Annotated in this window: 16 protein-coding genes; 7 read left to right on the plus strand and 9 right to left on the minus strand. The window is 36.0% G+C overall.

Annotated elements, in window-relative coordinates; genetic code table 11:
* Window positions 1–30: 30 nt before the first annotated feature.
* From dacB to BMZ04_RS00975, 8 genes are all read right to left on the minus strand, one after another.
* A complete protein-coding gene (gene dacB / locus BMZ04_RS00940; protein WP_093263553.1) occupies window positions 31–1,488 on the minus strand; it encodes a D-alanyl-D-alanine carboxypeptidase/D-alanyl-D-alanine endopeptidase in 1,458 nt (485 codons plus the stop codon).
* Between the two features lie 697 nt (window positions 1,489–2,185).
* Entirely contained in the window at window positions 2,186–3,046 is an 861-nt protein-coding gene (locus BMZ04_RS00945; RefSeq protein WP_093263557.1) for a DUF421 domain-containing protein, read from the minus strand.
* 22 nt (window positions 3,047–3,068) lie between these two features.
* Window positions 3,069–3,275 carry a DUF1657 domain-containing protein gene (locus BMZ04_RS00950; RefSeq protein WP_093263562.1) on the minus strand — a complete coding sequence of 69 codons (207 nt, stop codon included), beginning with the start codon at window positions 3,273–3,275 and terminating at the stop codon, window positions 3,069–3,071.
* A 12-nt stretch (window positions 3,276–3,287) separates the two neighbouring features.
* Window positions 3,288–3,638 carry a stage V sporulation protein AE gene (spoVAE, locus tag BMZ04_RS00955; protein ID WP_093263567.1) on the minus strand — a complete coding sequence of 117 codons (351 nt, stop codon included), beginning with the start codon at window positions 3,636–3,638 and terminating at the stop codon, window positions 3,288–3,290.
* Window positions 3,639–4,652, minus strand: coding sequence for a stage V sporulation protein AD (gene spoVAD, locus BMZ04_RS00960; RefSeq protein WP_093263571.1), 1,014 nt, complete (start codon window positions 4,650–4,652; stop codon window positions 3,639–3,641).
* Window positions 4,652–5,131 (minus strand): stage V sporulation protein AC, encoded by a 480-nt coding sequence (gene spoVAC / locus BMZ04_RS00965; RefSeq protein ID WP_093263576.1) that lies wholly within the window; start codon window positions 5,129–5,131, stop codon window positions 4,652–4,654. The genes spoVAD and spoVAC overlap by 1 nt, the downstream gene beginning before the upstream one ends.
* Before the next feature lie 19 nt (window positions 5,132–5,150).
* Window positions 5,151–5,612: a YhcN/YlaJ family sporulation lipoprotein gene (locus tag BMZ04_RS00970; protein WP_093263581.1), complete on the minus strand. Its 462-nt coding sequence runs from the start codon at window positions 5,610–5,612 to the stop codon at window positions 5,151–5,153.
* 75 nt (window positions 5,613–5,687) lie between these two features.
* Window positions 5,688–5,897, minus strand: coding sequence for a DUF1657 domain-containing protein (locus BMZ04_RS00975; RefSeq protein ID WP_093263585.1), 210 nt, complete (start codon window positions 5,895–5,897; stop codon window positions 5,688–5,690).
* A 449-nt stretch (window positions 5,898–6,346) separates the two neighbouring features.
* Between BMZ04_RS00975 and BMZ04_RS00980 the strand changes: the two genes are divergently transcribed.
* Window positions 6,347–6,508 carry a tRNA U-34 5-methylaminomethyl-2-thiouridine biosynthesis protein gene (locus tag BMZ04_RS00980; protein ID WP_093263589.1) on the plus strand — a complete coding sequence of 54 codons (162 nt, stop codon included), beginning with the start codon at window positions 6,347–6,349 and terminating at the stop codon, window positions 6,506–6,508.
* 662 nt (window positions 6,509–7,170) lie between these two features.
* Here BMZ04_RS00980 and BMZ04_RS22160 read toward each other — a convergent pair.
* Entirely contained in the window at window positions 7,171–7,341 is a 171-nt protein-coding gene (locus BMZ04_RS22160; protein WP_177184269.1) for a hypothetical protein, read from the minus strand.
* Between the two features lie 377 nt (window positions 7,342–7,718).
* Between BMZ04_RS22160 and BMZ04_RS00990 the strand changes: the two genes are divergently transcribed.
* From BMZ04_RS00990 to BMZ04_RS01015, 6 genes are all read left to right on the plus strand, one after another.
* A complete protein-coding gene (locus BMZ04_RS00990; RefSeq protein ID WP_093263599.1) occupies window positions 7,719–8,909 on the plus strand; it encodes a branched-chain amino acid ABC transporter substrate-binding protein in 1,191 nt (396 codons plus the stop codon).
* Between the two features lie 80 nt (window positions 8,910–8,989).
* The gene (locus tag BMZ04_RS00995; protein ID WP_093263604.1) at window positions 8,990–9,976 is read left to right on the plus strand and encodes a branched-chain amino acid ABC transporter permease; all 987 of its coding nucleotides are present in this window, start codon (window positions 8,990–8,992) and stop codon (window positions 9,974–9,976) included.
* 9 nt (window positions 9,977–9,985) lie between these two features.
* Window positions 9,986–11,266, plus strand: a complete 1,281-nt coding sequence (locus BMZ04_RS01000) for a branched-chain amino acid ABC transporter permease (RefSeq protein ID WP_255367746.1) — start codon at window positions 9,986–9,988, stop codon at window positions 11,264–11,266.
* 10 nt (window positions 11,267–11,276) lie between these two features.
* The gene (locus BMZ04_RS01005) at window positions 11,277–12,053 is read left to right on the plus strand and encodes an ABC transporter ATP-binding protein (RefSeq protein WP_093263611.1); all 777 of its coding nucleotides are present in this window, start codon (window positions 11,277–11,279) and stop codon (window positions 12,051–12,053) included.
* Between the two features lie 13 nt (window positions 12,054–12,066).
* Window positions 12,067–12,774, plus strand: a complete 708-nt coding sequence (locus BMZ04_RS01010; RefSeq protein ID WP_093263616.1) for an ABC transporter ATP-binding protein — start codon at window positions 12,067–12,069, stop codon at window positions 12,772–12,774.
* Between the two features lie 186 nt (window positions 12,775–12,960).
* Window positions 12,961–14,151 (plus strand): M14 family metallopeptidase, encoded by a 1,191-nt coding sequence (locus tag BMZ04_RS01015; protein WP_093263620.1) that lies wholly within the window; start codon window positions 12,961–12,963, stop codon window positions 14,149–14,151.
* Window positions 14,152–14,167: the final 16 nt, after the last annotated feature.

The raw sequence follows: 14,167 nt of genomic DNA on the forward strand, positions 1-14,167 counted from the left end.
TTTCTGTATGAAACAGCCTAACTCGCTTCCCTAAAATTCCTCCGCTATTTCTTTCACAATCTCATCAATTACTGTGGATGTACCCGATTTATTTTGTACTAACACACTAAAGATGTACGATTGCCCGCTACTTGCTTCTAAATAACCACTTAGTGTACTAACACCAGTTAATGAACCTGTTTTTGCATAGACTTTTCCTGCTGTTAGTGGATCTTTTAATCGATTTCTTAAAGTACCTCCTACCATTCGATCCGCATTTGCAGCTACTGGTAAACTATTAAAATAGGTATTAAACCAATCTTCGCCTTGCACTTTAAATAACAATTCGCTCACTAATAAACTCGAAACGCTATTTTCATGAGACATTCCAGAGCCATCTTCAAATTGCCAATCTGCCATATTTAAGTTAATAGAGTTTCCATATTCTTTTATAACTTCCAATCCGGTCTTTGTACTACCGTGATGATTTTTCACTTTCCCCATTGTTTTTACTAAAATATCCGCAATGCCATTATTACTTAGTTTCATATAAGGGATTATCAGTTTCTCAAGGGGCATCGATTGCTTCATTGCAACCAGTTGAGCACTATTTGGTGTTGCAGCTTGAAATACTTTTTCTTTTGAATACTCAATTCCCGCTTCTGCTAATACTGCTTGAAACATTGTCAATGTATGTGTCGTTGGATGTTGGACAGTCACCCATTCTTTTTTCGTTTTATCGATAGGAAGATTCCCACTAATGACAATCTTGTTTGTTTGATATAATCTTTCAATCGTTATTGTATTCGTTTTTCCAGTTTCCACTGTCTGTGCTTCATTTACTATTTGTAAATCACCAATGTTTGGCGTTACTTTGATGGAAGGTAAGTCTCCAACTGTAGACCCAATGGCTTCTACGATTATCGTGCCGGAATCGTAGTCTGTGTTTGGAGAAGTAGTTAAAGCTGTTATTGGTGCAGCGTAATAATAAGACTCGTCCCCAACCCAAATCCCAGGTGTTAATAAATCGTCATCAAACCATTTGTCATCCCCGACAATCCGTCCATCAATTTTTTGAATCCCCTGTACTTTCAACTCTTCTGCGAACTGTTGTAAGTCTTCGATGGATAGAGTTGGATCGCCTTGCCCCTTTATATAGACATCGCCTTTTAAAACACCATTTGCCAACTTACCAGTAGTATATAGACTAGTATTAAAACGGTAATCCTTCCCTAGTACATCTAAAGCTGCTGCAGTGGTAAACAGCTTCATATTAGATGCTGGTTTTACATTTGTTTGACCATGATAGTCATATACCATTTCTCCAGAAATTCCGTCTCTTACGGTAATACTCACATCCGCTCCAACTAATTTTTCTTCTACAATCCTAGTAATAGAATCACTTAATGTAGCCTCTACTGTTTCCTCCGCTTGAGCAACATGTTGAAGACTGAACATACTCACTACCAACATACCCGTCATTACCATGGCCGACCATTTTTTCCTCATAACTTTCCCCCTCTTGAATTTTGTTTGTTGCTAAGTGGTATATTCATCATAAAGAAAATTTTTCCTTTACAACTATAAAAAACAGGCTTATCGATTGAGATTATAAGAAATAATCTAAATCGATAAACCTATATTTTTTTCAGTAATCATGCTCATTTACCTAAATAAAGCTCTCCAACACAATATCGAACTGAGAAGAAAAACATGAATGAAATGGGAGCACAATTTGTAAAAACTATTTACCCTACCTAAAATCATCTCTTGGAAAACATAAGCATTTATCACCTTCAATGAATAGCTATCAAACATTTTATCCGTTCAGCCCTATATACAAATTATCCAAAATAAGGTGCTGTTTCATTTTGGGAAAAAGTAGTTTCGTGAATTGAATATTGAGATTGATGAAAGAAAAGGTGTAATTTGCGATGAGCCAACCATAGTGATTTAATTCTTTTGGGGAATGAAAGTAAGATTCTATTCATACACATCCAGAATGATAAGGAGAGGACCGAAGCCACCCCCTTCTCCAAATCCCTAATCAACCAAAAACCTTTGATAAATAAAAAACCATTTTATTACCATTATTACTCAATTTATAAACTACTTTCAGAAGACTGGTGTATTCTTTCCAGGAGAATATTACTTTGAATTAAATAAACTAGACTGGACTATAGCGGTAAGGAATACCGTGGTACAATCAACTTTTTAAGATATAGGTAACTTGATCAATTGCTTTTTGTAGTTTTTCACTGTTTTTTTCAAATAGCTGCTTAGCATCCTTATCTTCTGTTGCAAGCGCAAATAATTCTAAGTCCGCTTGGCATTTTTTCATCGTTGAAAGCATTAAAGGCCTTTCCTGCGGGGATGGAACTTGTAGCTTATCATCAAAAACATCAACTGTTAACTCCCCATAAGAATTTACTTGTCCAATAAATACGTTTTCAATTGTAACTCCTAGTTTTTCTAGTTCTGTCTTTAACCATCCCCGACTATGCCCAATGGTTGCAAGTGGCTCATCCAAAATCTTGCCATCCATAATGACAGTCTGAGGCTCCTTTATTGAAGCTACTTTCATGTTTAAATCCTTTGGTGTTAAAGGTTGATTTTCTTTTTTCAGCATGACAGATAAATCACCTGTTGCCTCTAAAACCGCATATTCCACATCAGATACCTGAAAGATATCCTTATTTCGAAGTAATCCTAACATTTCGTCCACTGTATATCTTTCCTTCTTCAAATTATCTTCTAAAACTTTTCCGTCTTTGATGAATATAGTCCCCTTGCCTTCTGTAAAATCGCGAAACTTTTTACTTTTTAAAGAAATGAGACCACCTAAAAATGGGATAAATGCAACTATTCCAATCCCTAACACCCCTAAAAATATGTTTCCATCTAATCCCATAATACTTTCTCCTGCTATGCTTCCAATGGTTATTCCAGTTATATATTCAAAGAGGGAAAGTTGAGCTATTTGTTTTTTACCTAATGCCTTGGTAACGAAAAAAAGAAAAATGACAAACAATACTGATCGAACCACGACATCTAGCCATTCAGGCATGATTAAAAGACCTCCTTTTTACTTAATATCCTTTATATTGATATTCTTCATTTTCCAATTCTCCAACCCTTTTTTTCAAATCTGCCACTATTTCGCTTACTACCATCATTGTTTCATGTAGGATTTGTTTAGATTCATTATCTTGTGTCCGTTCTACTAAATTGGATAGGCTAGCTTCTACTCCTTTGAGACTAGCTAGACATTGTTTGACATCCGAAACTACCGTCATCTTCCATCCTCCTTATCCCTTAGGTTTGAATATCAAAGCACCTATCATGCCAAAAATAATGGCAGATGAAATACCCGAACTTGTTACTTCGAACATCCCTGTAAGTACTCCTACTAAACCGTGCTTTTCAGCTTCTTGCATAGCTCCATGTACCAGTGCATTACCGAAGCTTGTAATAGGTACAGAAGCTCCTGCACCAGCAAAATCAATTAATGGTTCATATAAACCCACTCCATCTAATATTGCTCCAGCAACTACAAGGGTACTTAAAGTATGAGCCGGTGTAAGTTTAAACACATCAAACATAATTTGGCCAATTACACATATCAAACCACCAACTACAAAAGCCCAAAAAAAGATCATCTATTCTTCCTCCCCATATTCAATCGATACTGCATGAGCGATACAAGGAATTGTTTCGCTTTGTTGGAAGGTTAAAGGGGATAGTAAAGCACCCGTTGCTACTACTAATATTCTTTTAAATTCACCTTTTTTCATACGATTTAATAAATGCCCGTACACTACTGTCGCAGAGCAACCCGCCCCACTAGCTCCTGACAATACCGGTTGCCCTTCCCGATAAATCATCAGACCACAATCTTGGTATTTCTCTTCCGTAATAGGGATTCCATGCTTTTTGAATATATCAAGCGATGCTTCATGCCCTATTTTTCCGAGATCACCTGTCACGATTAAATCATAATAAGAGGGATCAACGTTGCGCTCCTTTAAATGCGCTTCGATGGTATCAACCGCAGCTGGTGCCATAGCCCCTCCCATATTAAAAGGATCGGTCAACCCCATATCGATAACGCGACCTATCGTGGCAGAGGTTACACGTGGTCCTTCCCCAGAATTACTTAACAAAGCAGCTCCTGCACCCGTCACTGTCCATTGTGCAGTAGGCGGTTTTTGTCCACCATATTCAGTTGGATAGCGAAACTGTTTTTCAACTGCCGTGTTATGGCTTGAAGCTCCTGTTAAAATATATTTAGCCCCTTTTGCATTAATAATAAAGGCACCTAGAGCCAACCCTTCCATAGATGTTGAACAGGCTCCAAACAAACCGAAATAAGGAGCTCCAATCGTTCTACTTGCAAAACTTGTAGGGGTAATCTGGTTAATCAGATCACCCGCTAGGAGGAATTGAACTTGTTCCTTTTGAATTTCACCCTTTTCAAGCGCCTTTTGACAGGCTTCTTCAAAAAGGATTTTATGTGCTTTTTCATAGGAGTCCTGAGCTAACCATAAATCGGCATGAAGGAGATCAAAATCATCTGCTATTGCACCATCCGCCTCAAATGGTCCTCCAACTGTTCCAGTGGAAATAATCACAGGTTTTTGATCAAAGATCCAAGTCCGATGACCTACTAACATTACAAACCACCCCACTGTATAAAAATTGTTTTGATCAAAGAAATGATAAATGCAGAAAATACGCCAAATAAAATTACGGAACCAGCAAGTTTAAACATATTTCCACCTACACCTAACACAAATCCTTCCGTTCGGTGCTCAATAGCCGCAGATATAATAGCATTTCCGAATCCAGTAACTGGTACAGCAGTACCTGCCCCTCCAAATTGCGCAATTCTATCGTAAACTCCAAATCCTGTGAGAAGCATGGCAATAAAAATTAAAGTTCCCACCGTTGGATTACCTACCGTTTGATCAGTAAAATTAAAATAATAAATATAAAATGTTGAAATTACCTGACCGATTAGACAGATAAGACCACCGACTAAAAAAGCTTTTATGCAATTTCGAATTACTGGTCTCTTTGTTTCGTGTTTTTTTTGAAGTTCTTGATATTCCTGTTGTACCGGTGTTAATTTCTTCTTTTTATTGTTCGACATATAGCAAGCCTCTCTTTCACTATGATTGTTCTTTCATGAGACTTTTAATCTTTTTAGTATCTTCTTTTAAATTCTTCATACTCAAAGTATTCTTTTGGAGTTTTTCGTCTAATTTAACAAGTTCAAAGTACATTTTTTGATCGGCTGAAACTAATATTGAATAATTTGGATACTGTTTTTCCAATTCTTTTTTTATATTCTTTTCTATTTTTTTTAATTGAAAACGATCAAATTGTTTTACTTTTATGGCTACTAATATGTCTTTGTCTGTATTCACTGCCATCACCTCTGAAATTTCCTCTTCCATACTGACATTTTCTTTTGCTTGATTGGCAATGGATTGACTGACTGGCTTACTCACCTGTGAATCATTCAAATCCTCATTGGTATCCTGATCATGATTTCCATTACAACCTGTACACAATCCGGTAACAATTAATATTAGTAGACCAACCTTCACATATTTTGTTTTTGATAACATGTTTCACCTCTGTGTTATATCAATTATTTTTAGAAATAAAAGGTTGGTTAATTCAACCAACCTTTTGTCCCCTTTTTAGTTGTCCTCTCTGTACTGAGGTTCTTCTTGTTGAATTTCTTGAAGACGTGGTTCAACACTATCTACAATAGCTTGGGTTTTGATAGCTGCATCTTGATAAAGCGCCTTCGCTTGTTGATTATCTGTACTTAAAGCAAATGTTTCAAAGCTAGCTTGAGCAGTTTTCAATCCTGCTAGAACAGTCTTAATGTCATTTACTACTGTCATGAATTACACCTCCTAATCTTTTTATTGAATTTTAGTTCTATTAAAATATATTCATTTCCAATTTTTCGTTTATCAATTGGCCAAAATGAATCATTGAACATTTTACCCTTATCTTTTCCAGGTTATACTTTTCTATAATGAAAGTTCTCGTATCTTTCAACATTCTCCCTTTGAATGTTAGATACTTGTGGTTACTTTTATGGATGGCATATAAAAACACGGTGGAATCTGGAGATAACGGCAGTGATAGAAGTACTTATTAGAATTACCGAATGATATTGAAAAAGGTTGATTTATCGTTTAATGGTATGATGATGCCTGCTCTACATATAATAAAATTAGTTTAACCTCGATTGGATATTTATGTTAAAATTGACATAAAGATTGTGAAGAAGGAATTCAGAAGAAGATTGGAGAAATTAACTATTAAATGTATTCAGGAGGTAGGAATGAAGAGTCTATTTTATTTAATATTGGGTTCTTTGGCAGGATGGCTTATATGGGGAGTTTTTACGAAGGATTTTTCTCCAAATGGGTTTAGCTTACTTTTAATAGGGCTCGTTTTAGGATTCTTAACAGGTGGACGTAATCCAAATGAAGCAACAGAATAAACTCAAAACTTATTCAACGGATGCTTTAGTAAAAAAACGGACATCAAAACACATGAGCTTGGAGATACTTTCCCTAGCTCATTTTTTATGTGCATTTTTAGTGTACGTTCCCTGTGTTAGAAACAAACATGAAAATTTAAACATTCACGATTGTTCGAATAAACGTGAATGTTTCTATCACAGGCTCGCTGAATTTAGTCTTCTGGATTAATAGGTGTTATCTCATCAATGAGCATAACCTCACTTTTTGATATCCACCCAAGCCATTTCCCATTAGTAAACAATCGATAGTTTTATAATAGTCCTTTATTATTGAGGATTGTAGATTGATTTGTATGCACTATATAAATTTGGTCTAAAATCATACAGGGCTACCCAAAATAAACCTTGAGGACTTAGCCAATCAAGGTAAAGAGATAAATTACAATATTCAAATAAAGATACTTAAGAAGCGATATTTAAAATTTAGTACGCAACTCTTATACTACCGACAAAAGAAAATAGTGGTTATAAAGGTGTGGATAAACATGGAAGTTAATTAAATAATATCTTAGTTTACTCCTCTATATATTTACGTAATATGTACAGAATAAAAGCTGTTCCAAAGCGACAATTCTATTGGAAGAGGTGAGCATTAATATACTCACCTTTCATGTACTCGTTTAATCCCTTTTTTTAGGTTTATTTTTATTAATTTCTTTCGTCACCTTGTTTTTAGATATCGCAATAAATTCCTCAGCAAATTCCTCGTCAGGATTATTCGTAGGATTTTTATACAGTTCAAAACTATTATGCGTTCTAACATTCATTGTCTTATTGTTATTTTTACTCATTGATCATCACCTCCTAGAGTCTAATTTGCTCTATATAGAGGGTTTTATTCTTATTTTGCCAATGTATTATCATATTGGAACTTGTTACGACTGATTAACTCTAACAGTGGATATATGTACTTAGAAAATATTCATTATTCTCTTTCTGAATTAAATCAAAATAGATTATATAAAAAAAGCGAGCTGCCATTGTAATGAAAAAACAAGGGAAGTTCGCTTTTTATTTGGAAAAAACACATGTGCCAAAGGAACTAAAAATCAATAGTATGTTAGAATACCTAATATTTTTTCTTTTTTTTAGTAATTTTAAAATTATAAATTAATATACTAAATCTAGTAGCTAAACTAGTACTAAAAAATTTTAATGGGGGGAAAATATGCGTCTAAAAAAATCTGTTGTCTTACTTTTAAGTAGTGTGTTGAGTATTGGAATGTTGGCAGCTTGTTCATCTAAATCTAAAGGTGATGAATCGGCAAATGGTTCAAATGTCATCAAAATTGCTACACAAACACCTTTATCAGGTGGATCGGCAATCGTTGGTGAATCCATGAGGCTTGGTGCACAAATGAAATTAGAAGAACAAGCAGAGAAGTTTAAAGAATTAGGTTATACACTAAAGCTTGAATCTTATGATGATCAATCAGATCCGAAAAAAGGTGTATCAAACGCTAACATAATCGGAGCTGATAATTCGATTTACGCAGTAGTTGGTCACTTTAATTCTGGTGTTACCATCCCTTCTTCTGAAGTGTACGAAAAATACAAAGTCGCTATGGTATCACCAGGAGCTACCGCTGTTACGGTAACTGATCGTGGGTTAAAAACAGTAAACCGAATTGTAGGACGAGATGACGCACAAGGTCCAGCTGGGGCAAAATATGCCATTGAAACTTTAGGAGCAAAGAAAATCTTTATTATTCAGGACAAAACAGCATATGGCTCTGGTATTGCAGATGCATTCAAAGTGGCTGCTGAAGAAGCAGGTGCCGAAATTGTAGGATATGAAGGAATTACCGTTGGGGAAAAAGACTTTAATGGTGTAATCAATCAAGTTTTAACGAAAAATCCTGATTTAATTTATTTTGGTGGAATTTACTCCGAAGCAGGAATTATTATCAAGCAAGCCCGAGATAAAGGAATTGATGTACCGATCATGGGTGGAGATGGAATGGATGCTTCTGGTTTAGTTGATATTGCAGGTGATGCCGTGAAAAACACGTATATCACATCAGTTGCGGGTGACAGTACAGCGACAGAAGCAGGGAAAAAGTTCGTAGAGGATTATAAAGCCAAATTCAACAAAAATGCAGAAGCTTTTTCCGTTTATGGTTACGATGCAATGGGCGTAATTCTTCATGCTATCGAAAATGCTATTAATGAAAATGATGGAAAAATCCCTTCTAAAGAAAAGGTAGCAGAAGCTGTTCGATCCGTGAAGGACTATGAAGGTGTATTAACAAACGTTACGTTTAATGAAATAGGCGATAACACGAATTCAAAAATTTATTTATATAAATTTAATGAAGCGAGTTATCCTGGTATTCTAGAAGGCGAAGTTGGAAAATAGGATAAGATTTTGATAGAGTGTTGGGACCATTTTGCATCTCAACACTCTTTCTATACAGATAAAAGTTATGGAGGGTTATTATGCTTCTAGAAATGTTACAAAGTTTACCTCAGGTACTAATTGATGGACTTGCATTAGGTGCTGTGTATGCTGTTGTAGCCCTCGGTTATACAATGGTTTACGGAATATTACAGCTAATAAATTTTGCACACGGAGAAATTTTTATGACGGGTGCATTTATCGGTACTACATTCTTTATCTTGTTAATGGGAATGGGTTGGGTATCTTCTGTTCCTCAAATTTTCGTTCTTATTTTAGTTTTAATTGTCACTGCTTGTTTGACAGGACTTCTTGGAATGGGAATTGAAAGAGTGGCATATCGCCCCCTTCGAAATGCTCCGAGGCTTATACCACTTATTACAGCAATAGGAATTTCTTTTATCTTACAAGATGTCATTCGTTTTATCGCAGAACTATCTTCTGGAAACTATATTGTAACAGGGCCATCTTTATTTACAGATCAAATGACGATCAGTTTCTCTTCCCTATCCAGTATTTTTAATGATGCTAGCTTTAAAACTTCTTTCCTAATAGTACTTGTTACGGCATTTATATTAATGATTTCTCTAGATTACTTTATCAACAGAACAAAATGGGGAACAGCTATGCGGGCAGTAGCATTAGACCGTGAGACGGCATCCCTCATGTCTATTAATGTCAACAAAACGATTTCTATTACTTTCTTTATAGGGTCGGCTTTAGGTGGTGCAACAGGTGTATTATTCGCTGTGCAATACGGGACAATCGATCCGTTTATCGGATTCATTTTAGGAATGAAGGCATTTATCGCTGCAGTTTTAGGTGGTATTGGTAATATTCGTGGTGCCATGCTCGGTGGAATTTTATTAGGGTTATTGGAAATGTTTGCATCTGCAAATCTAACGTTATTAACTGGTGGCATATTTGGAGCAGAATATAAAGATGTTTTTGCTTTTTCCATATTAATATTAGTTCTTATTTTCAAGCCAGAAGGTTTATTGGGTAAACCTACTGCTGAGAAAGTGTAGGTGGCTATCTTGAAGGAAACTTTAGCGAAATTTTTACAATATAAATGGTCGCAAGTTATCTTATTTACTGTTTTTGTTGCGGTATCATCCGCTGCATTATTTTTCTCTCAAAAATCAGTCACCGCCTTTTTACTATTATTATCTTCTTTGTTAATACTTCATTATATAAAATTGAAAAACGTAACAAAATGGATAATCGCTCTCGGATTATTATTTATACTCATACCATTTGCATCAAGTGGAGGACCAGCTTTCCAATCGTATATGGATGTAGCTACGATGGTCGGAATCTATGTATCTATGGCATTAGGTCTGAATATTGTTGTCGGTATGGCTGGGTTACTGGACTTAGGATTCGTTGCCTTTTTCGCAGTTGGTGCCTATTCATATAGCATTTTTGCTACACCCCAAGCTGCTAATTTTATGCCGTTTGGAACTTATCCCCTCGGTGGAGAAAGTTTTTGGATATTTTTAATCATTGGTGGAGTTGTCGCTGCCATTGCTGGAGTTCTTATTGGTATTCCAGTACTTAGGGTGAAAGGCGATTACTTAGCCATTGTTACGTTAGGATTTGGAGAAATTATCCGAATTTTATTTAATAACGCGGACAAACCAGTCAATATTACAGGCGGTGCAATGGGAATCGCATCTGTAACTCCACCTGAGATATTTGGTATTCCACTCATCTTTCCAAACCAATTTTATTTCGTTACTCTTGTCATCTTATTATTTACCATTTTTACCGTATTACGATTGGAACGTTCCAAACTCGGTCGCTCATGGAAAGCTGTTCGTGAAAATGAAATTGCCGCTCAAGCTATGGGAATCCCTCTTGTAAAGACGAAATTGTTAGCCTTCGCTCTTGGTGCTTCGTTTTCAGGAATGATGGGTGTTGTATTTGCAGCAAAGCAAGCTTTTATCGACCCGACAAGCTTCACTCTATTAGAATCATTCACGATTCTAGTAATGGTTGTACTTGGTGGTATGGGAAGTGTTCCAGGGGTTATTCTTGGTGCTGCAGTTATAACTATTTTGAATTTGCAAGTATTAACAGAATTAGCGACTTGGGTAAATCAGCTGTCCTTTGGTGGAGTTATTTCTATTCCAGAAGCTCTATCTCCCGCAAAAATGCAAAAATTTATATTCGGGGCACTACTAGTAGCATTTGCATTATATAGACCAAAAGGGTTAATTCCTGCAAAAAATAAGATCTTTGATGAAAAGAAATTAAAAGAGAGTTCGACCCATAAGGACTTCAAAACTACTGATCAGAAAAAGATTCAATCGTAGGAGGATATAAATGTCGATATTAGAGGTGACCAATATAACAAAGAAATTCGGGGGGTTAACAGCCAATCAAGATGTAACGATGAATATAGAAAAAGGCTCGATAACTGCAGTAATCGGACCAAATGGGGCAGGAAAAACAACATTTTTCAATATGATAACGGGTGTTTATCAGCCTACTTCAGGTGACATTAGATTAGAAGGAAAATCATTACTAGGGCTAAAACCTGATGAAGTAGCTAAAAGAGGTATTTCTAGGACATTTCAAAATATAAGGTTATTTGGTGAAATGTCCGTTATCGAAAATGTACTAGTCGGGATGCATACTGGATTGAAAACGAATTTATTAGGTATTTTTTTAAACTTACCTACTACTAAAAAAGAAGAATTACTAGCTGAGAAGGAAGCTTACCGCTTACTTGAACATTTCGACCTTGCACCCTTCTTGAATGAAAAGGCTTGTAATCTAAGTTACGGTGCACAAAGAAAACTAGAAATTGCTCGTGCCTTAGCGACAAAGCCAAAGTTAATATTATTGGATGAGCCAGCAGCTGGGATGAATCCTGCAGAAACGAGAGAATTAACCGCAATTATTAAGAATATGGGACAAGAATTCAATGTTTCTGTACTGTTGATTGAGCATGATATGAAATTAGTAATGGAAATTTCGGAGCATATCGTAGTTTTAGATCACGGTGAAAAAATTGCAGAAGGAAATCCAGAAGAAATAAGAACGAATCCAAAAGTAATTGAAGCTTACCTAGGTTCAGGTGCTGTTCAAACAGTCTAAGGAGTGAAACTAGATGCCTATACTAGAAGTAAATAATATTGAAACATATTATGGAGGAATACAAGCATTAAAAGGAATTAGTGTTTATGTAAACAAAGGTGAAATTGTTACATTAATAGGAAGTAATGGAGCTGGAAAATCTACCACTTTGAAATCAATTAGTGGACTAGCAAAAGTTAAAACTGGCTCCATCCTTTTTAAAGGAAAAGAAACAATGAATAAACCAGTTCATGAGACGTGCCTTTTAGGAATGGCACATGTACCAGAAGGAAGAAAAATATTTTCGACCTTGACGGTAAAAGAAAATTTATTAATGGGTGCTTTTTCAGTTAATAATAAACAGTTAATAGAAGAACGAATGGAAATCGTCTTTGGCCACTTCCCCATCCTAAAGAAACGACTGGAGCAAAAAGGCGGAACAATGAGCGGCGGAGAACAACAAATGCTTGCTATTGGTCGTGCTTTAATGATGGAACCCGAATTATTAATGCTAGATGAACCATCGATGGGACTAGCTCCTATCATTGTGGAACAAATTTTCGACATCATCAAAAAACTAAATCAAAATGGGATCACCATTCTATTAGTAGAACAAAATGCGTATCAAGCATTAAATATTGCTCATCGTGGTTATGTTATACGAAATGGCGAGATTGTATTAAGCGGAAAAGGTTCCGAACTCATTGAAAATATCGAAATACGGGATGCATATTTAGCGTAAAACGGTTCTCACTTCCCTCTTATACAGTAGACAACCTCTAAAAGCAGGGTTTGTCTACTGTCTTTTTTAATAGGAAGAAAAATATCATAGGAGTTCTTATACATCTTAGAAGATAACTATTAATAATACACTCTACTAGTTCATATACTTTTATATTTATAGTCTTCGATAAAGAGGAGGAAATACATGGAAGTTCATGTAAGACGTGGTGATTCTCTCTATTATTATAGTCAATTGTTTATGATTCCCTTGCAATTAATTATTAATTCCAACCGCGGTGTAAATGCTCAAACACTTTCGGTCGGTCAACTCATACAAATTCCTGGGTTTGTTACTGTCAATTATCAAATTAGACCAGGGGACTCTCCTTGGAGAGTGGCGGAGAGTCGTAATCTTCCTTTAGATGCAATTCTACTTCTTAACCCCAATCTTAATCCAAACTATTTACAAATTGGCCAGACGATTAATCTTCCAATAAGAGTGGACTGGAGGATTGTTAGTGGGAAACAAGATTATGATTATGATACGATGATGTTTGATATTAGACGGTTACAGGCCATTTATCCATTTTTGCGAGTTTCTTCAATCGGCAATACCGTTTTAGGTAGAGATATACCAGGAATCGAAATTGGAAATGGAGAAAAACAAGTGCATTATAATGCTTCTTTTCATGCCAACGAGTGGATTACAACGCCTATCCTTATGACATTTTTAAATGATTATTTACTGTCCTTGACGAATCAACTTCCAATCCGAGGACTTGTGACTTCTCCTTTGTATGTTCAAACGACACTTTCCATTGTGCCAATGGTTAATCCTGATGGTGTTGACTTGGTGCTAAACGGTCCACCATCAGAGGAACCATACAGAAGCAATGTTATTGAATGGAATAATGACAGCTTAGACTTTTCAGGATGGAAAGCGAATATTCGCGGCGTGGATTTGAATGATCAATTCCCTGCTGAGTGGGATCGGGAACGGGAACGAAATCCTAAAACTCCAGGTCCAAGAGACTATGGTGGAGAAAGCCCTTTATCTGAGCCAGAGGCAATTGCAATGGCGGATTTAACAAGAGTTAAGGATTTTGCAAGAGTACTAGCTTTTCATACACAAGGCGAAGTTATTTATTGGGGATTTGAAAACCTCGAACCTCCTGAGACGGAAGCCATGGTCAAAGAATTTAGTAGAGTAAGCGGATACGAACCCGTTCAAACAATCGAAAGCTATGCAGGTTATAAAGATTGGTTTATTCAGGACTGGAGAAGACCTGGTTTTACGGTGGAGCTAGGAACAGGTACAAACCCATTACCACTTACCCAGTTTGATGAAATATATGAAGAGGCATTAGGGATTTTTTTGGCTGGTTTATATTTATGAATATTTAATATGGCTC

It is taken from the genome of Psychrobacillus sp. OK032, from assembly GCF_900111345.1.
In the GTDB taxonomy this organism is placed as follows: Bacteria; Bacillota; Bacilli; order Bacillales_A; family Planococcaceae; genus Psychrobacillus.